This is a genomic window from Collinsella sp. An2 (assembly GCF_002160065.1).
GTDB lineage: Bacteria > Actinomycetota > Coriobacteriia > Coriobacteriales > Coriobacteriaceae > Limicola.
In genome coordinates this window covers 1-22,342 of record NZ_NFJW01000011.1, presented here as the reverse complement: position 1 = coordinate 22,342, position 22,342 = coordinate 1, and the positions used below count along the sequence as shown (strand labels likewise).

The window sequence follows — 22,342 nt, the reverse complement described above, 5'->3', positions numbered from 1 at the left end:
CGTTGATGTCCGGCACGTACGTTCTTCTTGCACGCAAGGTCTCGGAAGGGCGAAAGGAGTGATTGCATTGGAAGAAATCGAGGTCAAAAGCCTCACCAAGGACTACGGGCACGGGCGCGGCATCTACGACGTCTCCTTCACGGTGCACAAAGGAGAGGTCTTCGGTTTTTTGGGGCCCAACGGTGCTGGGAAAAGCACCACCATGCGCCATCTGATGGGCTTTTCCAAACCCCAGTCCGGGGAGGCGTTCATCCACGGGCTATCCTGTTGGAAAGATCATGCGAGGGTCATGCGTGAGGTAGGCTACATTCCCGGCGAGGTGGCCCTGCCGGAGGGGCTCAACGGCGCCGGTTTTTTACAGATGATGCAGGGCCTTCGCAAAAGCCCGAGCAGCCGCATCACAGAGCTGCTGGACCTGTTTGAGATGGATCCCAGCGGCTCCATGAAGCGGATGAGCATCGGCGAGAAACGGAAGCTGGCCATCGTCGCGGCCTTCATGGGCGATCCGGACACTCTGCTTCTGGACGAACCTACCAGCGGCCTGGATCCCGTGATGCAGGAGGTCTTCATAGACTTTGTGAAGGGTGAGAAGGAGAAGGGCAAGACTGTGCTGCTCTCCAGCCACATCTTCAGCGAGGTTGAGGCTCTGTGCGACCGTATCGCCATCATCAAAGAAGGAAAGATCATCTCCACGGTCAACGCGGACGATGTAAAGCACTTCAAACGGAAGACCTTCGACATCACCTTCGCAGATGAAGACAGCTATCGGCGGTTTCCCGCGGAGGGCTTTGAGATTCGGCAGGCTTTTCCCGAGGAGCGGAAGGTGTCCGTTGCCGTTGACGACTCCCAAAGCGATGCGTTTATCAAACGCATTGTGAACTATACGGTCAAGAGCTTTGTGGAGAACCCGCAGACGCTGGAGGACTACTTCATGCACTTCTACAAAAGCGACCGGAGCTTTGGAGACATCGCACATGGAAAAAGAAAACGTCATTGAGGTAGAACACCTTACCAAAGACTACAAACGCGGCCGCGGGATATTCGACTTCACCTTTCAGGTTAAGAAGGGCTCCGTCTTCGGACTCATCGGCACCAACGGCAGCGGAAAGACCACGACCATCCGCCATATGATGGGCTTCATCAAGGGGGACTCCGGCTCCGTGAGAATCGTCGGCATGGATGCGTGGAGGGACGCGGCGAAGGTCAAAAAGTTGGTGGGATATGTCCCCGGCCAGATCGACTTCCCGGATGTGGGAACCGGCACCTCCTTTTTGAGGATTCAGGCGGAGTTGTTGGGGCTGAAAGACTTTAGCTACATGAATAGCTTGATCGACCGGTTCAAAATCGACATCACGGCTCCCCTTAACCGGATGAGCAAGGGCATGAAGCAGAAGATGGCCGTTGTGGCGGCCTTTATGGCACAGCCGGACATCTATCTATTGGATGAGCCCTCCACCGGCCTTGACCCCCTGATGCGGGACACCCTGATCGAGCTCATTTTGGAGCAGAAGGCCGAGGGCAAGACCGTGTTCATGTCCAGTCACGTGTTCAAGGAGCTGGAGGACACCTGCGACGAGGTCATGTTCATCCACAACGGACATATCGTGAACCAGGTCAAACGCAGCCAGTACGAATCCGATCCCCATGAGACATACAGCTTTATCGTTGCCAGCGAGGAAGAGTATCTCTTGTGCCGGGAAGCTATAGACCGCTTTATCCAGCGCTATCAGGACGGCCACATGGAGTGCTGGCGCAGGCACAGGCATCATCAGTTCACGGTGGCGCTGCCCACCACGCGGCTCAACGAGTTCTTTGCCCTGCTGTCCCAGTTTACGGTGAGCAAGCTGGGCAGCGAGCAATATTCGCTGGAGAAATACTATACGACGATTATCGAGCGTCGGGAGGTAGCATAGCATGTTCAGTTTTCCCTTATTCAAGCAGACGGTCAAAGCCAACGGGCTGATCTGGGTCGTGCTTACCGCTGTGACGGCCATCCTGCTGGTGCAGTTTGCCGTGCTGGAAATGACCCAGAATCTTCTGTTCCTCATTTTCTACGGCGTGATGGCCATGCTCCTGCCGGCGGTGTTCATCCTCATAAGCTCAAACAAGCTGTTTGCCAGCCAGGTGGATCGAGGGTCCATGGCCTATGTGCTGTCCACCCCTATCCGCCGCAGCAAAGTAGCCCTGACCCAGATGGCGTTTTCCGTGCTGACCATCGCGCTGATGTTCGTCATTACCACCATCGCCCATATTGCCGTGAACGCCAACGATCCTCTGAGCCTGGAGCTGGCGGGTTCCGGGGCCGGCATCACCGGCCTTACCGGCGACCTTACCACCGAGATGATCGTGAAGGTTAATCTCTCCGCCATGGTGGTGTGCTTGGCCATGTCTGGCGTCTGCTATATGTTCTCCGCCATCTTCAACCAGTCCAAGTATTCTCTGGGCTTCAGCGGCACGTTCGTGGGTGTCAGCGTCCTGGCCAACATGTTGGCCATGTTCGGCTCCCTGGGAGTGGAAGCGCTGGAAAACTTCAAGTATGTCTCCATCTGCACCCTGTATGACTACCAATCCATTCTGACGGGCGGCGATGATTGGATCATCAAGGGGGCTGTCGCCCTGGCTATTGCAGTGGTTACCTACGTGGTGGGCAGTGTGTGGTTCTGCAAGAAGGACCTGCCGCTGTAAGTAACTGCTCGCCGGCAAAAACAGCAAGACGGGAAGTGCCGCGATTGGGCGCTTCCCGTCTTTCATTGCCGGACGCATCGGGAGTTCGCTTTGCACGTGCGAGCCTCTCCTGCTTCTCCTAGCTGTGGACATGGTGCGGTCCTGGTAGCCTCGGTTTCGTAATGCTGGTTGTGGGCTGGCGGCGGCAGACGAACGGGCCGGCGAGCACGGGGTTCGATGCAAAAGGCGGGCGAGTCCTTCTGGAGCTCGCCCGCCGCTGCCGCGTTTGTAGGGGATGGCGTTCTGTTGCGCCCCTCCCGGCCCTACTTTTTGAGCAACCGCGAGGCGGCGAAGACCACAACGAGGATGACTACGGCAATGACGATAACGACGGGATCCATGGTGTCCTTCTTTCTCAAATGGTTGACTGGCCACAGCTCGCTTACGCGAACAGGTCGCCGGTGTCTCGGTAGTTGTCCGCGAGGCGCGTTCCCACGACCCCGAGCGCGAGTCCGGCTGCGATGGCGAGGGCAAAGCGTACGATGGTTCCGAGCATGATGGCGTCCTTTCTCTCGGTGGGCTGCTCGTCCGCTCCCAACTAGCATCACCCATGCTGCACCGTCCGCGTGAACACACCGTTCACCTGTGATGAACAGCCTCGTTTACGCGCCGTTTACGAGCGTGATGCATCATCATGGGCGCAATGAGGTCGTCGAGGGGGGCGCCATGGCCAACATCTTGGTGGCGGAGGACAACAAGAACGCGAACAAGCTCATCTGTGCGGTGCTGCGCCGGCAGGGGCATGAGCCCATTGCTGTCTACGACGGTCGTGCGGCGCTTGAAGCATTTGACGAGCACCACATTGACCTGTTGATCGCTGACGTCATGATGCCGCGCCTGGATGGCATAGAGCTCGTTCGTCAGCTGCGTGACGCCGACTATGACCTGCCGATCCTCATGCTCACAGCCAAGAGCTCGCAGGAGGACAAGAACGCCGGGCTCATGGCCGGCGCGGACGACTACCTGACAAAGCCTGCCAACAAGCAGGAACTCGTGCTGCGTGTGCGGTCCCTCTTGCGCCGCGCCGGCGTGCGCGACGAGCGGCGCATGGAGGTGGGTCGCGTGGTGCTCGACTCCGACGCGCTCGTCGTGGTGCGCGGCACCGAGGAGGTCCGCCTGCCGCCCAAGGAGTTCCGTCTGCTGCAGTTTCTGCTGCAGAGCCCCGGTCATACCTACACGCGCCTGCAGCTTCTGGACGAAGTCTGGGGCTGGGACACCGAGAGCTCTGAGCGAACCGTGGACGTGCACATCAACCGCCTGCGCAGCCGCTTCGCGGACTGGGACGACTTTCGCATCGAGACGATCCGCGGCCTGGGCTACCGTGCCGTGGTGCCGGGCGCATAGAGAGGGGCTTCGGCTGCCTTCATGAACGTTGTACACCGAGAAGAATTGATGGACAGAATTGCTCGACACGGAAGAGGTCAGAAGTTCAAATCTTCTAACGCCCACCACAAAGTCACAGGCCAGAGGCTTTCGTCTCTGGCCTGTTTTCGTATGTAAACCAGCCGTGAGTCAAACGTGGATCAAATACAGATTCGTGTTCCCTGCCATATTGCAGTTTTCTTGGGGATGCAGCATGGGCTTGGCTTAACCCGGGTGCGTCTCCGGAAAAGTCGTTAGTAGCTTGAGGGCCCGGCGAGCAGCCTCGCCCGCCAGTCGGATGACATGTGAAAAAGGCGCAGAAGCGTAACGGTGTGCGCTCTCTCGTCGACGACGTAGATGGCTTCGTAGCGCTCGATCGCTGTCCATCGGTATGGGAGTCCTCCACGCGCCCTCCCATAAGCGGGAAGGTTTCGAGCGACGCGATTGTAGAGAGGTACGCGTCGTAGAGCTTGACGGCGCTCGAGCGGCCGACTTCCTGCAGTCTCCACTCTAGCGCTGTATCCAAATCGTCCTCGAAGCGTCCGGCAACACGGACCTCGTAGCTAGGCAAGGCCGTACCTTGCACCCAGGTCGCGCGCAACGTCACCGGCATCCCTCACGTGCCCGGCGGCGACGTCGGCTTCCGCCGCGGCAAGCCGGGCACGGAAGTCGTCTTCACCGGTTACTTCGAGTGGGTCTCCCGGCGCGGCGGAGATCCAGGCGCGATGGCCGTCGAACGACCAGTACACGCGTGCACCATCCGCGATGCCGAGCGCCGTCCGCACCTCCTTGGGCACGGTCGTTTGTCCGCCCTTCGTGAGCTTTGTGCTCATCATCGTGACCATGTGCGCCCTCCATTCATTGATTTCAATGTTTTCAATGATTTTAACATGATAGTCATTGAGCCTCTCACGGCACCTCCCTACGGGCGCGAGGTCTTTGGACTGAGCATTGACGACCGCCATTTTCGCCGGCGCTCAGTTTTGCTCCAGAATCAGGGCCTAATCCGGGGAATAACTGAGCGTTGACGAGCCGTCAGTAAGCGCTCATGACGGGGGCAGACGCGACAGGGGCGGGCGAGACGGCGACGGCGGAGCATGCCGCGAGCGGCGTGGCGGCTCCCGCGAGCAGCATGGCGGCTCCCGCGAGCGACGCGGCGTGCGAGCGGACGGCGGAGGCTATGAGGCGCAAGGCGCGAAGCTCGGACCGCGTCATTTCAGCGCCTCCTCGGCGCGTAGACGCTCGGCTGCCGCGACGATCTCCCGATAGCGTGGGTCATCGCCCGCGAGTTCGCGCCATTCGGGCGACGCCACTCGCTCGGCTAGCTCCTGGCGCAGCGCGCGTTGCATCCCGTCTGCCTGGCGCGCCTTGTGCTCGGCCCACGCCGCGCCCGATTGCGCGGGGTCGAACCGTCCTGCCACACGGTCCCAGAGCGGGGAGGCAGGCACGCTCGCACTCTCAAACGCATGCCCTGCCGCGTCCACCGTCTGCGCGAGCGCCGCGAGCGCTCCATCCTTTTCACCAGCCCTTCGCAGGGCCTCGGCCACCTCAAGCGCCATCGTGACCGAGAAGAACGGGTTCATCGCGCCCATGTCCAGTGCATCGAAGACCGTCTTGGCGGCAGAGCCCGCCGCTTGTGCGAAGCCGGCGTCATCCTGCAAGCCCATCTCTTGCGTGAGCGACGAGAGCACGAGGTTTGCCGCTCGTAGCCGCTCCGTCTGTAAAAGGTCAAGGGCCTCGTCGTCGCGTCCAAGCTTGTGGTAGGCCGAGGCAAGGAGCATCGTTGGGGCGCCAGCATCCTGCCGTCGCACGAGCGGCTCCAGAAGGGCTGCCGCCTCCTCGTGCCGACCGATTTGGAAGAGCGTCGTCGCCTTCTGCTGCTGCGCGAGGAGGAGAATCGCTGGGTCTGTGGCAATCTCGAGCGCGCGATCGAGCAAGGCGAGCGCTTCGTCGGCGAGCGCGCCGACATCGGGCAGGACGCCTGCCGCACCGTCTTGCTCGGGTGACGGCGCCGGCGGTTCGGACGTGCCGGCAGCCCATACCGTGAGCAGCGACGCGAACATGAGCAGCAGGTTGGCGTCCGAGTAGTGCTCAGCGGCGAGCTCGCGCAGTCGCTCGTGCGCCGCCACAGGATCCTGCTCTCCCAGCGCGTAGACCTCGGCATAGAGTGCGGCGGATTCCGCCTCGGAAAGCTCGTCGCGCCAGTCGAAGAGCTCGTCTAGGGTGAGTGAGAAATACGCGGCGATGCGCGGCAGGAGGCTCACGTCCGGCAGGCTCTGCCCGAGTTCCCACTTTGAGACGGCGGCTTTCGAGACGCCCAGGTGTGCAGCGAGTCCCTCCTGCGTGACGCCGACGCGGCGGCGCTCGCGCGCAATCGTGCGACCTATGTTGATGCGTTCGCTCATGATATGCTCCTTCGACGCGATCGACTGAGGTGGCCGGCCATCGTCTCCAGTATGCGGTCGAATACTGGTGGAATCAAAGGAGCGTTGGTTGATGTTTTGCGCCGGGAATCAACTGACTTTCGACGCCATGCTTGGAAGGTTCGCGTGGGAGCACGGCATCGGGCTCCGGTTCATCGGCGGAGAAGCAGCCGAACCCGAAGAAGGCGGCATCGAACCCGGCCCGAGCTCGCCGTCTTGTCACATGCGCTCATCGTGCATTCGCCGATAGTCCTCAGGGGTGTTGCAGTTATCAAGCAGCGCCTCGGGTCCGCGGTAAGGCACATGCTTCCAGGGAACTTCCTCCTGCAGAAACCTGATGGACGCGGCGCCGCCAACGATTCTCCGCTCAATGATGGCCGCCAGCGCGCGGTCGTAGACGGCGATCAGCGGTTCGAGCTTGCCATGGTCGTGTTCGACCACGGTCACGCCTCCGTCGTGCTCCTCACAGAGCCTCACAAGCAGGTCTAGGGGAACGAGCGGCGTGTCTACGGCAAGGACGAGACAGTAGGGCCGGGAGGCTGCTGCGAGGCACGCCTGAAGCCCGCCGAGCGGTCCGCATCCGGAATAGATGTCCTCCACGCACGTCGTGCCCGGCAGGCTCAGGTCGTGCGGCCCCGAGATAAGGATCTCGTCCAGTCCGAGCTGGCGAAGCTTTTGCACCTGCCACGCAAGCAGCGTCGTGCCGCGAAACGGCAGCAGCGCTTTGCGGCGGCCCATCCGGCTGGAGTTGCCGCCCGCCAGCACGATGCCGGCAAATGCCTCGTGGTCAAAACTCGTATACACTGGTTCATGCGTCCTCTACGTACGGGGGTTCCTATGACCTCGCCTCATACGACTGAAGAAAAGCTTACCCGGTCCCTCGCGCTGCTTCTGGAAAAGAAGCCGTTCGAGAAGATCACCGTTGCCGAGCTTGTCTCAACCAGCAATATAGCAAAGCGCACGTTTTACTATCATTTCAAGGATAAGTACGACCTTGCGCCGTGGTTCTACGTTCACGAGCTCGATGAGTTCTTTGAGGCGCATGACACGTACACGTTCGAGGAGTTCCTTGCACATTCCGTTGAGGTGGTATGGAAGGACCGGTCGGTACTGAAGAGCATCGTGCGCTACACCGGCCAGAACAACGTCCCCGACGCGCTTTTGGAGCCGCTGCTGGAGCGCTATCTCTCGGTAATCACGCAGGTGACGCATGCTGCTGTGCCCGAGCGAATCATCAGGCTCACCCGGTTCTTCGTTGGCGGGACCATAACGTATGCCGTGGAGGAGGTCAGCAAGGAACAGCCGGAGTCGCCCGCGGCTGCAATTCCGTTTCTCCTTGCGTGTCTGCCCGCCGAGCTCAAAACATACCTCGGAATCTAGGGCGGAACGCGCTTTCGCTCCGCGTGCCCGCCCTCGCGCCCGCTTGCTGACAAAAGAGCGTAACAACGTTTTGACCAGGTGTTTTGCACGATTTGGCCATTCCGTATACATCTCACAGAATCAACTCCTTCTACACTTTTATCAAGGGATAAAACAGGCGGAATTGCGCCTTGGAAAAGCACCTTGTGCCGCGATGCCGCCTGTCGGTCATGGACAGATCCCGAGACATGGCAAAGGAGTGAGGCAACGGTATGGGAGTGTGGAAGAAGACCTGTTGTTACAACTGCGGCGTCTGCTGCGGTCTCGATGTCGAGGTCGAGGACAACAAGGTCGTCAACGTGCGGCCCGACAAGAACAGCATGCGCTCGCTGGGCGGGTATTGCTGCCGCAAGGGTCGGTCGCTCAAGTACTTTCAGGACAACGGCAACCGTCTGAACCACCCGCTGAAGCGCGTGGGCGACGAGTTCGTCGAGATTTCCTGGGAGCAGGCGCTCAGCGAGATCGGCGCCAAGATCAACGAGATTCGTGCCCAGTACGGCCCCAAGGCCTTCGGCTGCTACGGCGTGGGCCTGGCGGTCGACCAGGTGGAGATGTACCCTCTGCATGACCTGGGGAACTTCCTCGGCACGCAGTGGTGGTTCAATCCGCTGTCGGTCGAGTTCATGGCGCCGTGGTGGAGCAACGGCAAGTTCGTCGGTCGCCAGTTCCCGCCCATCGAGGGCGAGACCTCGGGCAACGACGTCTTCATGATCTGGGGCGCCAACACCTATGTGAGCCATAACGTGGGCAACGCTCGCCAGGTCATTCGCGAGTGCTCCGAAGACCCCAACCGCATGTTCATCGTCGTCGACCCGTGCCTGACCGAGACGGCGCGCATGGCCGATATGCACATCAAGCCGCGTCCGGGTTCGGATGCGCTGCTGGTTCGCGCCCTCATCTCGATCATCGTCAAGAACGGCTGGCAGGACCAGGAGTATCTCGATGCCTACACCACAGGGTGGGACCAGGCCAAGGCATGGTTCGAGGACTTCGATATCGACGGCGCGCTCGAGGTCTGCGGCGTCCCGCGCGAGCAGGCCGAGGAGTTCGCGAAGATCTTGAGCTCCAAGACCTGGGGCGTCCACGTGGACCTGGGCATCTTCTTCGGGCGCAACAGCACGCTGTCGTGCTACCTCATCAACATGCTCGCGGCGGTTACCGGCAACCTCATGCGACCCGGTACCAACGTGATCGCCAACGGGTATCTGGCCTGGGGTCCCTATACCGACGAGCACACGTCCGAGTGCTGGCGCACGTGGAAAACGAACAGCTTCCCCACGCTCGGCTACTATCCGGGCGGCTGCTTGCAGGAATGCATGGAAGATCCTAACGAGGCGGATCGCCTGCGCTGCCTGTTTGTCACGGCGGGCAACCCGGCTCGCTCCTTCCCGGATTCCAGCAGCCTTGTTCGCGATTTCAAGAACCTCGACCTTTTGGTCGTGGTGGACGTCGAGATGTCCGAGACCTGTCGCTGCGCCGATTACGTGCTGCCCGGCACCACGGGCTATGAGCGGTTCGGCGCGACGATCTTCACGGGCGGCTACCCGTACTCGACGCTCACGTTCAAGCATCCCATCCTGGAGGTTGCAGGCGAGCGCCGCGACGATTCGGAGATCTGGGTGGACATCATGGATGCCGCGGGCTTCATTCCCACCATCCCCGACGAGCTGTACGTCGCGGCGCAGGCCGCCGTGGACGCGGACGACCGCCTGGCGATCCTGCAGCCGGTGAAGGATTATCTGACGGGCATCGGTCGCATGGATGCGCTCATGCCGGTGCTCTACAAGGTCATGGGCCGTGCCATGGGCTCCGTTGGCAGGGCGGTGTTCTGGGCTCAGTTCATCTACGGCGAGCTCAACGTCAAGAACGCCGTGCGCGTGGGATACGCGCTGCCGCATAAGCATCCCGAGCTCGAGGACGACCCCGAGACCATGCCGCTCGTTATCCGCGACCAGGTCTTCGCCGCTGTCGACGCAAGCCCGAGCGGTACGGTCATCGCGGGTGCCGACGGCACCATTGAGGGGGCGCTTGAGGACCAGGTGATGTACCCCGACAAGAAGATTCATCTCTTTGACGAGACCGTCGACGAGCATATCGTCCACATCACGCCCGAGGAGGAGGGTGCCAAGCTGGCCATGCCCAAGGAGTATCCGTTCCTTGTCTCGGCGGGCACGCACTCCGAAGAGGGCGTCAACACCATCATGCGCAACCCGGCGTCGTACCGCTATCGCCAGCCCTACATCTTCCGCATGAACCCCGAGGACGCGCGCGATATGGGGCTTGCCGACGGCCAGTGGGTCCGCGTGACCTCGAAGGCGGGATCCATCACGGTGCCGGTCAAGTACTCGCGCCAGACCGCGCGCGGCTACGGAAACATTCCGCACCACTTCGGTCTCTATGACGAGCACGGCAAGGCCTATGGCGACGCGGTCAACAAGCTCACGTCGGGCGAGGACGTCGACGAGATCACGGGCGACCCGTTCTACCGCTATGTTCCCTGCCGTGTCGAGGCGTTGAAGGAAGGAGAGGTCCAGGATGTCTGGAACTATGCAAAGTAGTTGCGATCAGGGTGTCCTTGACCGGGCACTCGAGCGCCAGCGCGATCACGGCTGGGTGACCGAAGACGACGTGTGTGCCATTGCGGACGAGACGGGTATGCCGCCGTCAAAGGTGTATGAGACGCTCAGCTTCTACTCGATGATTCATCTTGCTAAGCCCGTGACCGTCAAGGTCCAGGTGTGCCGCGGCACGAGCTGCTACACGCGCGGCGGCATGAACCTGCTGCACGAGATCGAGCGGCTGTGCGGTTGCGCGGTGGGGGAGACCTCGCCGGACGGTACGTATCAGGTCGATTACGTGGAGTGCATCGGGCATTGCGAGACCGCGCCCAACATCATCGTCAACGGCGTGCTCTACCAGGCGGTTACCCCCGATCAGCTCCCCGGCATCTTGAAGGAGGCGACGAGGTAATGGCGGTTCAGGAAACGCGGCTTGCGCTGCGCAACATGGGCAAGATCGACCCGATGTCCATCGATGACTACATCGCGCAGGGCGGTTACGAAGCGCTTGCGAAGGCTCGCCAGATGGACCGCGACGAGCTCATCTCCGAGGTGGAGAACGCCTCGAAGCTTCGTGGACGCGGCGGCGCGGGCTTTAACACCGGCTTCAAGTGGTCGGGTGCCAAGGCAAGCGAGGGCGACCAGAAGTTCATCGTGTGCAACGCGGACGAGGGCGAGCCGGGCACGTTCAAGGACCGTGTCATCTTGGAGAATGACCCGCATACGGTTCTTGAAGGCATGCTGATCGCCGCCTATGCGGTGGGCGCTACCGAGGCGATTGTCTACTGCCGCGGCGAGTACGAGCATCAGATTGCGCTTCTGCGCCATGCCGTGGAGCAGGCCGAGGAGCACGGCCTTACCGGGGATGTCCACATGCACGTCTTCTCGGGCGCTGGCTCCTACGTGTGCGGCGAGGAGACCGCGCTGCTCAACTCGATCGAAGGCCAGCGCGCCGAGCCGCGCCTGAAGCCGCCGTACCCCACGGTGGCGGGCGCCTTCGGCAAGCCGACCGTGGTGAACAACGTCGAGACCTTCGCCAACGTGCCGGTCATCGTCGGGAAGGGCGCTGCGTGGTACGCGGGCATCGGCGCTGCGGAGTACCCGGGCACCAAGGTGTTCTCCATCTCGGGCGACGTCAAGAACCCGGGTTGCTACGAGGTGGCTACCGACGCTTCGCTCAACGACGTCATCGAGCTTGCGGGTGGGGTGACCGAGGGTCACAAGATCAAGGCCGTACAGCTTGGCGGATCGTCCTGCGGCTACATCAAGGGCTCCGAGCTCGACCAGTCGGTCGACTTCGATTCGTTGCGTCGCAACGGTAAATCGCTGGGTTCCGGCGCGGTTCTGGTGCTCAATGAGACCCACAACCTCGTGGACCAGGTCCAGCAGATCGTGCACTTCCTCGGTCACGAGTCCTGCGGCAAGTGCACGCCGTGCCGCGAGGGGCTCTGCCAGGCCGGCGTCATCCTCGACCGCTTTGCCGCGGGCAAGGGTACCCAGGCCGACCTCGACATGCTTCAGGCGCTTCATGACCTCATGGCGACCGACTGCTTCTGCGCGCTCGGACAGGGGGCCCTCACGGCCTTCGTGAGCGCTTACGAGATCTTCCCGGAGGACTTCCGTGAAAGGATGGTGAACTAAGATGGCAAACGTGCACGTGACGATCGACGACCGCGCGCTCGAAGTGCCCGAGGGTAGCACCATCCTCGAGGCCGCCCGGCAAAACGATATCCATATTCCGACGCTCTGCTATCTCAAGGAACTCGACCCGCGCGCTTCCTTCCGCATGTGCATCGTCGAGGTCGAGGGCGCGCGCACCTTTATGCCGTCGTGCGCCACGAAGGTGCGCGAGGGCATGGTCGTGCACACCAATACCGACGCCGTTCGCGCCAAGCGCAAGCTCACGCTCGAGCTCATCATGGCGCACCATCCGGTCGACTGCCACCATTGCCTGCGCATCGGCAACACCAAGGAGCAAGACCTTGATCTCTGGTTCTGCGAGATGTGCTTCTTCTGCGACTGCGTGCGCGACGGCATCTGCGAGCTCCAGGCACTCAATCGCGAATACCACGTGGATCAGCTGCCGTTCACGATCGAGGGCGACCGCTACGAGGAGGACTGCTCGCTCGGCTCGGTCACTCGCAACCCCGACAAGTGCATTAAGTGCCGTCGGTGTGTCGATGTATGTAACGACATCCAGACGGTCCATAACCTCGCCTACATCGGGCGCGGCCGGCAGGCGAGGGTAGCGTCGGCTCTGGACAAGCCCATGGCTGAGAGCCCCTGCGTGCGATGCGGACGTTGCGTAGACGTGTGCCCCACGGGCGCCGTCTACATGCAGGAGCACATCGACGATATGCTCGACGACGCGCACGCCTACGGGACCCATACCGTCGGCATGGTTTCGTCGTCGATCCTGCCCGACCTGGAGAAGCTCTGTCATCTCGAGAGCGGCTCGCTCGACATCCATCGTGTCATCGCCGGCCTTGTGAAGGAGGGCGTCGACTGCGTGGTGAGCGAGGAGCAGGTGATCGGTGAGAACCAGGCGCTCGCGGAGGACCTGATCGAGCAAGCCGATGGCGTGGCGATCATTAGCAACAGCTTTGCGGTCAAGAACTTCGTGCACGAATACTTTGCCGATATCGAGGACAAGGTCTCGTTCTACCCCTCGGTGCAGCAGACCTTTACCGACCTGGCGAAGCGCAAGCTTGCAGCAGAGTTTGGCTGGGATGCCGACAGCGTGAAGACCGTCGTCTTTACCGCGGGCAACGAGAACGGCGCCGAGGCGCACGAGCTCGGTAGCGCGGACTTTTCCATGAACGCGCGCGAGGTCTACCGCACCTTCAAGCGCACGGGCGTCGACCTTGGACGCATCAAGCCCACCGACGCGCTCAAGCAGACGCGCGACGTTGCGCGCACCTTTGGAGCTGCGACTGCCCCGGTAGCGTTCAATTTCGAGAAGGCTCCCGAGACCATGCGCATCGCGGGCAAGAAGGTTGCGATCGCGCACAACCTCGGACAGTGCCGCGCATTGCTTGAGGGCGTGAAAGAGGGCACCAACGAGTTCGACGTGATTCGTCTGTGCGCCTAGCGCTCCGGTGATGTGACGGGAGCCTGCATCATGATGCGGGCCCCGGCCGGGGAGCCGACGGTAGTGCGCCGAGCAAAGGGCCAGCGGCTGAGGCTGCTGGCCCTTTTGCGTCTGGACCCTACGCTGCCTGCCGCCTTCTGAACGAGATCGCCGACACAGGGGTCGCGATGAGCATCAGCGCACCGTAGACGACCATCACCATGCCGATGAGGTCGAGCACGACCGGGCCCAGTGGGTAGGAGTCGAGCGCCGTGAAAAGTGCGAAGCTGGAAAAGTTGATAGGGAAGACGGCGAGGATACGCTCGAGGACGCCGACGCCGCCTGAGGGAACCAGGCCCGTGAGCAGGACGAGCACCACATCCACCAGAAAGACCGTGAGCGTCGAGCGGGTGCGCGAGGATAGGGCAAGCGTGAGGCACGAGAACCCCAGGCACGCCACGTACATGAGTCCAACCAGGATGAGTGCCGCCTGGCCCGCGGTGAGCGGGTACGGCGTGGAGAGCGCCATGCTCTGGATTGAGAGCCCAAAGCCGTCTGCGCCGTAGAAGGCAAGCGAGACGCCCACGATGACGGCGGAGCAGAGGGCGAAGTAGACGGTGACATAGAGAAGCGCTGCCACGATTTTGGCGGCAATGAGCTGGGAGCGTCCGCGCCGGGTGGCGAGCACCACCGCGTCGGCGCCGGACTGGTACTCGAAGGAGAACGTGGGCGCAAGCGTGACGCAAGCCGCCAGGATGGTGAAGACGAGGAAGGCCGCGCAGTTGACGATGTTGTCCCAGCCGCCGGAGTAGCCGTATGCGATGGGCGTGGGCGCGGAGGCCTGCATGTCCGTCCAGTAGGCGCGCTCCGCTGCGGAGTACTCCCACATGCCGCCCTGTCCGTCATCGAGCGTGTTCATCGAGCGTGTTCTGGGTCAGCTGCGCGACGGCGCCGTACCAGTCCGCGGCCATCTCGGGCGTTACGCGGGCGGCGGTCTGCGCGGGCTCCTCGCCCGTGATGCGCCAGGGGCGCAGCAGGGTCGACCAATATGGGTTGTAGAGCTCGTAGACCTCCTCGTCCGAGAAGTTCTGGAACATGAGGTCGTACACGGCAGACCCGGTCATCGTGCTCACCGCGTCGCGGTCGATGCGCTCAAAGAGTCTGTCCTGGTACGCGGCGATATCCGCGGCGGCGCGCTCGGCGGTGATTGCGCCGGCATGCTCTTCGTCGTCGGCGCGATTCTGCGCGATCGCTGCGATACCCGAGATGATTTCGCCCTGGGCGTTCGTCGTCTGATTCTGCACCACGTTGAGCGCCATGATCCCGGCGAGGAATACGAGCACGCCCAGGTTCACCGCAAGCGCCACACGGCGCGTGAGCATCTTTTTAAGTTCGAAGAGAATGAGCCTAGCCATGACGCGCCTCCTTGAAGTGGGTTCCGCGGCCGGCAGGGGCACCGTCGCGGAATACGAACAGATACAGATCCTCCAGCGTGGGCGTTGCGGGCACCGAGCCCGGGACGGCAGGTGTGTCGGCGACGTAGCGCACGAGGGCGCGCCCGCCGTCGAGCAGACGAACGTTGCCTATCGTGAGCTCGGCTTCGAGCTCCTCGGCCTTTGCCGCCGGCACCGTCGCCTCCCAGACGCAGCCTTCGGCTTCGGCGACAAGCTTGGACGGAGGACCCGAAAGCACGATCGATCCGGCGCGCATCACGAGAATCTCGTCGGCGATGTGCTCGACGTCGGAGACGATATGCGTGGATAGCAGGACGATCTTGTCCTGCGAGAAGCCAGAGATGAGGTTTCGGAAGCGCACGCGCTCTTTGGGGTCGAGGCCGGCGGTGGGTTCGTCGAACACGAGGACCTCGGGATCGTTGAGGACCGCCTGCGCGATGCCCAGGCGCTGACGCATGCCTCCGGAGAAGGTTCGGATGCGTCGCCGCTCCTCGCCGCCAAGCCCCACGCGCTCGAGGAGTTCGAGCGAACGGTTGCGGGCATCGCGCCTGCCCAGGCCCTTGAGCGCCGCCATATATTCCATGAAGTCGAGTGCCGTGAATTCGGGATAGTAGCCAAAGTCCTGTGGCAGGTAGCCGAGCCGCGCGCGGTAGCCGTCGCCCAGGTGCGAGATCGGCGAGCCGTCGAAGCGCACCTCCCCGGAGGTGGGGCGAAGCACCCCGCATACCATCCGCATGAGCGTGGTCTTACCTGCGCCGTTGGCTCCCAGAAGGCCGTAGACGCCGGGGGAGAGCGTCGTGGTCACGCGGTCTACAGCGATTTTGGGGCCGAACTTTTTGGTGAGCCGGTCGAGCGTTAGTTCCATATCTCGTCATCCTCTCTCTGTTGGTTTGACCGCTAGCGCGCTGCCATGACGGCCGTCTCGACAAAGCCCGATGTCGACGCGCGGAGCCATGCACGCGCCTCGGCCGCCGCAAAGGCGAGCGCTCCCGCAGCGGCTGCCCACCAGGCGAGCGTCGCCGCGGAGCCAAACGCGGAGGGGCAGGCGGTGCGCGCCAGGATGCAGGTGGCGACCACGAGACCCGCCGCAGCCGCTGCCGCTGCGGTCGCGTCCGGGGTGGCGACCCTGCGCGCGGCGAGCAAGCCCGCGCCGAGAGCGCCAAGGTAGGGCGCGAGCCCCTGGGCGAATACGAGCCATGGGGCAGATGCATGTCCCGCGCCCACGGCAAGAAGGGTGATGGCGAGTGCGTCAAAGCAGCTGAGAACCAGGGCACGGGCACACGTTGTTGCCTGGGAGTTCACGGGGCAGGCGGCTTCGAGCTCGGCCATCCCGCAGGAGCGGGTGCGAGTGATGCCGATAAGCGTTGCGAGCGCAAGCGTGGAGCCGAGAACCGCGGTGACCGTGCCGGGGCCGATGCCCGAGAGAGTGGACGGCACGGCGGCGGCGACGAGCGCCGCATGGAGCACCCATGGGCCCACGCCGATGTAGCGGGCCTGGCTTGCGAGCACCTCGGCGAAGCCGGGCCGGGTCGGACGAGACAGCTCCGCCGCGACGGCCTTCACAAGCGCGCGTGGTGCCGCGCCGGGGACCTCGTCCTTGGATGCGCTATCGCTTCGGTAGTGATTTCTGAGCGCCGCTTCGAGTGCGCGCCTCTCCGATGTCTTCATCGTCTGCCTCCCTGCTGTACGCCCGACGCCGCGCCCAAGTCTGCGCGAAGGGCTTCGAGTGCGGACCGTATCGTTCGCGCTGCGGCGAACCTGCTTATGCCGAGTGCTTGTCCAACGTCTCCAACCTTGAGGTTCTCGCCAAACCTGAGCTCAAGTGCCTCGCGCTGGAGGCGGGGGAGTCGGGCGAGCGCCGCGGCGAGGTCGCGTGCATCGTCGGCATCTTCCGGGCTGTCCTCGCCGGATAGCGTCTCGGGGAGCTCCTCCCATCCGACAGCCCGCCCGCGGGCCATGTCGATGCAGACGTTGCGAGCAATCGTGACGAGATAGGCGCGGACGCGCCCCTGTTCCCGGTAGCGCGTGCGAGTGCGGATGAAGCGCAAGAACGTCTCCTGAACGGCGTCCTCGGCAAGGCCTGCGGGCGCGTGTCTGCGGCAGTACCGCAGCACGTCCGCGTAGTGCTCGTCCACAAGCCGCTCCGCCTCGTGGATATGTGTATCGTCCTCGTCCACGGCTTCACCTCCCTCTATTACTAATAACGGGGTTATCCGCGGGAGCGAGCGGTCTTATTGGGATTTTTCTTGCGGAGGTTTGCAGGCGGGCGCCGTGGTTGGGTTGTGGGACGTGGGTGGCGGTGTGGAAACCATGGTGCCTGTAGAAGGCGAGGCGTAGAAGGCGAGGGCCGCATCGTTGCCCTCGGAGGCCGTGAGTTCAATCTCGCGAATGCCCCGTGCGGCAACGGTGCGGCGCTCCCAGCCCATGAGCTGCGGAGCTGCGACCTCGATGTCCTGTCCATGAGCGTCGGTGCTTACGCCGAGAGGGATGATGCATCGGCCTTACGTCAGGGGCGACTACGCTCCAGGGGCCTTCGGCGCGGCGGGCGCGCTCGGAGCGGAGACGTTCACGTCGTCCAGCTCGGCGAACTGTTCGAGGAGCGGCAGACCACGCGGGTCGTCGACCGCGACACCACCGAGCATGATCTCCCGGCTGCGCATGTCGATAGTGGTTGTGAAGACATTCGTGTCGAACCCGGACAGCGCGAACCCGAGTGCGACGAGAACGATGCCAAAGGCGACGAGGCCGCCGCTTACGGCAAGCAGGATTTTCTTTACTGACGTCATTGGTGGGCTTCCTTTCAAAATGCACTGGACGCGCGGGTGCGTACCCGGTCTTGTCTATCGAGCGGCGACGGCGGAAAGGCGTGCGGTGCCAGCGTCGTTGGATTGCGCGCCTGGGGCAGGCGTGCCCCACGGGCCGTGCGGGCGTCCCGCCGTTGTGCCCGAGTTCCCGTTGCCGCCGCGGTCCTTACGAAACGGCGACAGCGCCTTTTTCACCCAGAGCGCCGAGAGACGCGCGATCTGCTTGGAAACCGCCCAGGCGGCTGTGCCCACGAGCAGACCGAGCCCGAGGAATCCAAGCGCCCAACCAAGCGAGACAATGACGAAGGGGACGTGTCCGATCATGAAGCCGTCGTAGGCGAGCACGAGCATGACCGGCGCGATGCCGACGAGCGCGGCGGCGACGATCCAGACGCAGATGGCCAGCGTCCAGATGCAGACGTAGACGGTGAACGCGACCGCAGCGAACGCGAGCAGCAGCGGCACCCATACCGGCGAGCCCACGATTGCGAGAACCCACAGCAGTACGGTGCTACGCCGGCGCGTCTTGGCGATTGCGCGCGGCACGGCGGGCAGGTCGTCGAGGATCGCTTCAGCCACCTCGCCCGGCGTGCCCATGGCGGCCACGGCCTCCTCCTCGCCCATACCGTCTTCCATGCGGTCGGCAATCGCCTCGGCATAGAACTCCTTCGACTCCTCGACTTGGTCTGCGGGCAGGCAGGCGAGCAGGTCTCCCAGCCGGTCCAAGAATTCATTCTTTTTCATGACCTCGCTCCCTCCACGTAGCGATAGATCTCCTGAACGGCCGGCCACTCGGCCAAAAACTCCTCGATGCGCGCGCGACCGGCGTCCGTGATGCGGTAGTACTTCCTCAGGCGGCCGTTGTGCTCGGCGGAGCGCACCGTGATGCATCCGGCCTTCTCCAGCCGTTTGAGCAGAGGGTAGAGGGTGGATTCTGTGAGTCCCATCGATGCTGGCACGTCTTTGACGATCCGGTAGCCATAGGACTCTTCGCCGCTCACCGCTGCGAGCACGCACGCTTCCAGAAAGCCGCGCTTCATCTGAGCCTCCATCGCACACCTTCTTTCGTCTTATATTATGTGTCACATACTATATATCACATATTATTAGACGGCACAAGGGAAGAAGATGCGAAGAGATGGCGCGTATTAGAGCCGGTGGGCGGATGTCGAAGCCGTCGTAAGCAGCTCGAAATGGTTCTTTCTGAAGTCGATGATCCCTTCGTGCCTCATGCGACCGAGCTCTTTCGAGAGCGCCGTGCGGTCGAGGTTGAGGTAGTCGGCCATCTGCTGGCGGTCGAAGGGAATGTTGAAGGTGCGGTTGTGCTGCGTGAGGGCTACGGAGTTGAGGTAGGCCATGATCCGGGCACGCGCTGTTTTCGGGGCGGTGTGAAACGCGCGGTCGGAGAGGGCGAGGTTCTTGTGTGCGGTTATTTCAAGCAGGTTGTAGATGAACGCGCCCACCCACGACGCGGCCTGTGCCGTCCGGCTTGCGGCCGCGTCGCGCTGCTTCATTTCGCCGACGAGCACCCCGATGCGCAGCGAGATGAGCTCGCACCGCTCGCTCGCCACGACGTCCACCAGCAAGGGCTCGTGGCTCAGGACGGCATAGGTTTCGGCGAAGAATCCTCCCGCGCCCACGATGTTCAGGATGCTGCGGTTGCCCCAGACGTCGGTGTTTTCTATCGTGACGCTACCAGCGGAAACAAGAAAGAGCCGGTCCGTGGTGTCCCCGGCGCGCAGGATCATCTCGCCTTTCTCAAAAGTATGGCGACGCACGTGGAGCGCCTGAGCCGCGGCGTCGACCTCTTGGGTGCTCATGCCGCGGAAGAGCTTGCTGTGGTAAAGCGGTTGGTTGTCCATGGCGTACCGGTCTTTTCTCAAAATGTGGTCATAGCAACATACTGTACCAGCGCGTCCGGCTAGACTCGGCTCAAACCGACCTAAGGAGTTGATAGCCATGGCAAGGGAGATGCGCAAGATCATCCGCATCGACGAGGAGAAGTGCGACGGCTGCGGGCTTTGCGCCACCGCCTGTCATGAGGGTGCGATCGAGATTGTCGACGGCAAGGCCAAGCTTGTCCGTGAGCATTTTTGCGACGGCCTGGGCGATTGCCTGCCGAGCTGTCCGGTGGGGGCCATCGCCTTTGAGGAGCGCGAGGCGGAGTCGTATGACGAGGCCGCTGTGCTGGCGCACCAGGGGAAGGCGGGGACCGTTGCGCCCGCCGGCGCCGTGCCGTCTCACAGCCATGCTGCTGGGGCTACGGGCGCTTCGGCGGGGCAAGCTCAGAGCGGGGCTCCGCATCGTGGGCGTCATGTCCATCACGGGCACGGCGGCTGTCCCGGATCGCGCGTGCGCATGATGGCAGACGGAGCAGGCGCGGCTGCCGGCGCCTTCGCTTCGGCCCCTTCTGCCGCGCCCGTCTCTCGCCTGATGCAGTGGCCGGTGCAGATTAAGCTGGTGCCCACGCGGGCGCCGTTCTTCGACGGGGCCAAGCTGCTCATCGCGGCCGACTGCACCGCATTCGCCTACGCCAACATGCACGAGGAGTTCATGCGCGGACACGTGACGCTCATCGGCTGCCCTAAGCTCGACAACGTCGATTACACGGACAAGCTGACGGAGATCATAGCCGGCAACGACATTCGCTCGATCACGATTGTCCGCATGGAGGTGCCCTGCTGCGGGGGTATTCAGGTGGCGGCACAGAACGCTCTGCGTGCAAGCGGCAAGTTCATTCCGTGGCAGGTGGTCACCATCTCTACCGACGGACGCAAGCTCGACTGACGCTGTTGCACACGCCGGACGGCGGGCGTTCAAATTCGGCTACTGCGCGCTTGGGAGGCGAGCGTGTCCATCCCGCTACCGTGAGCATAGGACGGCGAGCGCTCAGATCCGGCTATCGTGCGCTTGGGGAGGCGGACGTGCCAAGACCGTTACCGCACGCCTAGGTAAGCGGGCGTGCTCATCCCGCTAACGCGCGCACAGGACAGCAAGTGCGCCCATCCCACCGCTCATCATAAAACACGAGGTCAGAGACCCTGCCAAAATCTTTTGGCAGGGTCAATTCGTCTCTTTGCGTGGCTGCTGGGCTTCCTTGATGATATGGTGGCCGAGGTTTGCACCCCTGCATGTTGGAGGAGGCGGCGTGGAGCTCGCGCGGCGCATCAAGGAACATCGCGAACGCCTGGGCATGTCCCAGAGTGACCTGGCGAAGGCGGTTTTCGTAACGCGCCAGACCATATCGAATTGGGAAACCGCCCGTACGTATCCCGATGTGCAGAGCCTGGTACTACTCAGCGGCTTGTTTGGCGTCAGCGTGGATGCGTTGGTGCGGGAGGATACCCAGGAGATGCGCGATGCGCTGGCCGCCGCGTCAAGGAGGCTGAATCGGCTGGGTCTCGTCATGGTGTCGTTTGGCGTTGCATGCGTGGTGTGGGTTGCGCTCGGCCTTGTTTTTGATCTCGATCTCGTGCCCATCGCGGTACCTGCTGCGATTCTGTTTATTCCGGCGGCAGCCGCGGCGTTTCTCGCCGATATAACGCGCCATGACAACCAGCTTTTTGCCTACCAGGCGGTCGATGCGCTGCTTGCGGGCGAGGATCCCGATGTGGGCCATCGCTATAACCAACGGGTCGGCGAGCACTGGGTCGCACGGAGGGTCGTTCAGACCATCCTTGCCGTGCTTATAGGTCTCTGCTGCGGATGGGGCGCCGCGAGTATTGTCATGCTGCTGCTGGGGAAATGAGGTTGCTGCGCGGCGGCTCATGATGCCGGCAATCATCACCAACGATATCAATCAAACATGTTTGAACGATACAACGTGCCCACCTACGACAGGAGAAAGGATGGCAATGGCACGCGAGCGATTTGTCGAGGTGTACTCGCAGGGGGTCACCAACGTACGAAAGGTCATCGTCGACACGCAGACGGGGGTGAACTACCTGCTTGCTTCGTCGAATATGACCAGTGGCTGCGGTGTTGCCGTGCTGGTAGATGCTGACGGCAAGCCTTTGGTTACGCCGATGAACGAGGAAGACGAGGTGGTCTTGGGCCAGCTTCTCAACCACGAATAATTTATCCCGGGACATGCTCTGGGGCAGGGACTGTTGCCGCTGCCGCCAACTTGAGTCGCCTCGGCCGGCGCCGCAGGCTGCGATGTCTCGGTTGGCGGCACTGGTTGATATGTCCCGGCCGGCGGCGCTGACCGTGCTATTTCGGCCGGCGGAGCTGGCCTCGGGGTCCCGGCCGGCGGCGCTGGCCTCGGTATCCCGGCTGGCTGCGTGGGTTGCGGTATCCCGGCCGAGAGCCTCGGCGGCGGCGTGTTGCCTGGGGCGGTCGGCAGGAGTTGCCGGCAGAACTTCTCGCAAAACAAAGTCCTCGATTTGGACGTTTCAGGGTTCAAAAACGGGCTATGTTAGACATTCTTGGAGGCTCGTGTCCGCACGCGGTGGGACCATCTTCCCGTCAACGAGAGACGGGAGGGGCGCCATGGGCTGCGCGGTCGAGGAAGTGGTGAGGGCGGCAC

At 62.7% G+C, this 22,342-nt stretch carries 25 protein-coding genes; 12 read left to right on the top strand and 13 right to left on the bottom strand.

Features of this window, described 5'->3' with window-relative positions:
• Positions 1-67 precede the first annotated feature (67 nt).
• The 4 genes from B5F33_RS07770 to B5F33_RS07755 all read left to right on the top strand — a co-directional run bounded on the left by B5F33_RS07770 (position 68) and on the right by B5F33_RS07755 (position 4,068).
• Positions 68-997 carry an ABC transporter ATP-binding protein gene (locus B5F33_RS07770; RefSeq protein WP_087411240.1) on the top strand — a complete coding sequence of 310 codons (930 nt, stop codon included), beginning with the start codon at positions 68-70 and terminating at the stop codon, positions 995-997.
• Positions 975-1,913: an ATP-binding cassette domain-containing protein gene (locus tag B5F33_RS07765; protein ID WP_087411239.1), complete on the top strand. Its 939-nt coding sequence runs from the start codon at positions 975-977 to the stop codon at positions 1,911-1,913. The genes B5F33_RS07770 and B5F33_RS07765 overlap by 23 nt, the downstream gene beginning before the upstream one ends.
• 1 nt (position 1,914) lies before the next feature.
• Positions 1,915-2,685 (top strand): ABC transporter permease subunit, encoded by a 771-nt coding sequence (locus B5F33_RS07760; RefSeq protein ID WP_087411238.1) that lies wholly within the window; start codon positions 1,915-1,917, stop codon positions 2,683-2,685.
• Positions 2,686-3,390: 705 nt separating this feature from the next.
• Positions 3,391-4,068, top strand: coding sequence for a response regulator transcription factor (locus B5F33_RS07755; protein WP_087411288.1), 678 nt, complete (start codon positions 3,391-3,393; stop codon positions 4,066-4,068).
• Between the two features lie 581 nt (positions 4,069-4,649).
• On the opposite strand, the gene B5F33_RS07745 is transcribed toward B5F33_RS07755, so the two are convergent.
• The 4 genes from B5F33_RS07745 to B5F33_RS07730 all read right to left on the bottom strand — a co-directional run bounded on the left by B5F33_RS07745 (position 4,650) and on the right by B5F33_RS07730 (position 7,313).
• Positions 4,650-4,931 carry an AbrB/MazE/SpoVT family DNA-binding domain-containing protein gene (locus tag B5F33_RS07745; RefSeq protein WP_087411237.1) on the bottom strand — a complete coding sequence of 94 codons (282 nt, stop codon included), beginning with the start codon at positions 4,929-4,931 and terminating at the stop codon, positions 4,650-4,652.
• A gap of 190 nt (positions 4,932-5,121) precedes the next feature.
• Entirely contained in the window at positions 5,122-5,301 is a 180-nt protein-coding gene (locus tag B5F33_RS07740; protein WP_087411236.1) for a hypothetical protein, read from the bottom strand.
• Positions 5,298-6,491 (bottom strand): helix-turn-helix transcriptional regulator, encoded by a 1,194-nt coding sequence (locus B5F33_RS07735; RefSeq protein ID WP_087411235.1) that lies wholly within the window; start codon positions 6,489-6,491, stop codon positions 5,298-5,300. The genes B5F33_RS07740 and B5F33_RS07735 overlap by 4 nt, the downstream gene beginning before the upstream one ends.
• Positions 6,492-6,728: 237 nt before the next feature.
• Positions 6,729-7,313: a molybdenum cofactor guanylyltransferase gene (locus B5F33_RS07730; RefSeq protein ID WP_087411234.1), complete on the bottom strand. Its 585-nt coding sequence runs from the start codon at positions 7,311-7,313 to the stop codon at positions 6,729-6,731.
• A gap of 33 nt (positions 7,314-7,346) precedes the next feature.
• On the opposite strand from B5F33_RS07730, the gene B5F33_RS07725 reads away from it, so the two are divergent.
• The 5 genes from B5F33_RS07725 to B5F33_RS07705 all read left to right on the top strand — a co-directional run bounded on the left by B5F33_RS07725 (position 7,347) and on the right by B5F33_RS07705 (position 13,577).
• Positions 7,347-7,889, top strand: coding sequence for a TetR family transcriptional regulator (locus B5F33_RS07725; RefSeq protein ID WP_158095341.1), 543 nt, complete (start codon positions 7,347-7,349; stop codon positions 7,887-7,889).
• A gap of 251 nt (positions 7,890-8,140) precedes the next feature.
• Positions 8,141-10,486: a molybdopterin-dependent oxidoreductase gene (locus B5F33_RS07720; RefSeq protein WP_087411232.1), complete on the top strand. Its 2,346-nt coding sequence runs from the start codon at positions 8,141-8,143 to the stop codon at positions 10,484-10,486.
• Positions 10,464-10,898, top strand: coding sequence for an NAD(P)H-dependent oxidoreductase subunit E (locus B5F33_RS07715; protein ID WP_087411231.1), 435 nt, complete (start codon positions 10,464-10,466; stop codon positions 10,896-10,898). Before B5F33_RS07720 ends, B5F33_RS07715 begins: the two co-directional genes overlap by 23 nt.
• Complete coding sequence (locus B5F33_RS07710; RefSeq protein WP_087411230.1) at positions 10,898-12,127, top strand: NADH-ubiquinone oxidoreductase-F iron-sulfur binding region domain-containing protein; 1,230 nt, start codon at positions 10,898-10,900, stop codon at positions 12,125-12,127. Before B5F33_RS07715 ends, B5F33_RS07710 begins: the two co-directional genes overlap by 1 nt.
• Before the next feature lies 1 nt (position 12,128).
• Positions 12,129-13,577, top strand: a complete 1,449-nt coding sequence (locus tag B5F33_RS07705) for a 2Fe-2S iron-sulfur cluster-binding protein (RefSeq protein WP_087411229.1) — start codon at positions 12,129-12,131, stop codon at positions 13,575-13,577.
• A gap of 118 nt (positions 13,578-13,695) precedes the next feature.
• Here B5F33_RS07705 and B5F33_RS07700 read toward each other — a convergent pair whose 3' ends face one another.
• The 9 genes from B5F33_RS07700 to B5F33_RS07660 all read right to left on the bottom strand — a co-directional run bounded on the left by B5F33_RS07700 (position 13,696) and on the right by B5F33_RS07660 (position 19,676).
• Positions 13,696-14,475 carry a hypothetical protein gene (locus B5F33_RS07700; RefSeq protein WP_087411228.1) on the bottom strand — a complete coding sequence of 260 codons (780 nt, stop codon included), beginning with the start codon at positions 14,473-14,475 and terminating at the stop codon, positions 13,696-13,698.
• Positions 14,459-14,971, bottom strand: coding sequence for a hypothetical protein (locus B5F33_RS07695; RefSeq protein WP_087411227.1), 513 nt, complete (start codon positions 14,969-14,971; stop codon positions 14,459-14,461). Before B5F33_RS07695 ends, B5F33_RS07700 begins: the two co-directional genes overlap by 17 nt.
• A complete protein-coding gene (locus B5F33_RS07690) occupies positions 14,964-15,875 on the bottom strand; it encodes an ABC transporter ATP-binding protein (RefSeq protein ID WP_087411226.1) in 912 nt (303 codons plus the stop codon). Before B5F33_RS07690 ends, B5F33_RS07695 begins: the two co-directional genes overlap by 8 nt.
• A gap of 32 nt (positions 15,876-15,907) precedes the next feature.
• Positions 15,908-16,678, bottom strand: coding sequence for a hypothetical protein (locus B5F33_RS07685; RefSeq protein ID WP_087411225.1), 771 nt, complete (start codon positions 16,676-16,678; stop codon positions 15,908-15,910).
• Positions 16,675-17,187 carry a sigma-70 family RNA polymerase sigma factor gene (locus B5F33_RS07680; protein WP_087411224.1) on the bottom strand — a complete coding sequence of 171 codons (513 nt, stop codon included), beginning with the start codon at positions 17,185-17,187 and terminating at the stop codon, positions 16,675-16,677. Before B5F33_RS07680 ends, B5F33_RS07685 begins: the two co-directional genes overlap by 4 nt.
• 339 nt (positions 17,188-17,526) lie before the next feature.
• Complete coding sequence (locus tag B5F33_RS07675) at positions 17,527-17,796, bottom strand: hypothetical protein (RefSeq protein WP_087411223.1); 270 nt, start codon at positions 17,794-17,796, stop codon at positions 17,527-17,529.
• Positions 17,797-17,850: 54 nt separating this feature from the next.
• Positions 17,851-18,558, bottom strand: coding sequence for a DUF1700 domain-containing protein (locus B5F33_RS07670; RefSeq protein ID WP_087411222.1), 708 nt, complete (start codon positions 18,556-18,558; stop codon positions 17,851-17,853).
• On the bottom strand, positions 18,555-18,866 hold the full coding sequence (locus B5F33_RS07665; RefSeq protein WP_204214469.1) for a PadR family transcriptional regulator: 312 nt from the start codon (positions 18,864-18,866) through the stop codon (positions 18,555-18,557). Before B5F33_RS07665 ends, B5F33_RS07670 begins: the two co-directional genes overlap by 4 nt.
• A gap of 96 nt (positions 18,867-18,962) precedes the next feature.
• Positions 18,963-19,676 carry a Crp/Fnr family transcriptional regulator gene (locus B5F33_RS07660; RefSeq protein WP_087411221.1) on the bottom strand — a complete coding sequence of 238 codons (714 nt, stop codon included), beginning with the start codon at positions 19,674-19,676 and terminating at the stop codon, positions 18,963-18,965.
• 97 nt (positions 19,677-19,773) lie between these two features.
• Here B5F33_RS07660 and B5F33_RS07655 point away from each other — a divergent pair, with 97 nt between their 5' ends.
• From B5F33_RS07655 to B5F33_RS07645, 3 genes are all read left to right on the top strand, one after another.
• Entirely contained in the window at positions 19,774-20,601 is an 828-nt protein-coding gene (locus tag B5F33_RS07655; RefSeq protein ID WP_204214468.1) for a 4Fe-4S dicluster domain-containing protein, read from the top strand.
• Positions 20,602-20,962: 361 nt separating this feature from the next.
• On the top strand, positions 20,963-21,562 hold the full coding sequence (locus B5F33_RS07650) for a helix-turn-helix transcriptional regulator (protein WP_158095340.1): 600 nt from the start codon (positions 20,963-20,965) through the stop codon (positions 21,560-21,562).
• 106 nt (positions 21,563-21,668) lie between these two features.
• On the top strand, positions 21,669-21,890 hold the full coding sequence (locus B5F33_RS07645; RefSeq protein WP_204214466.1) for a DUF6440 family protein: 222 nt from the start codon (positions 21,669-21,671) through the stop codon (positions 21,888-21,890).
• The last annotated feature ends 452 nt before the right edge of the window (positions 21,891-22,342 follow it).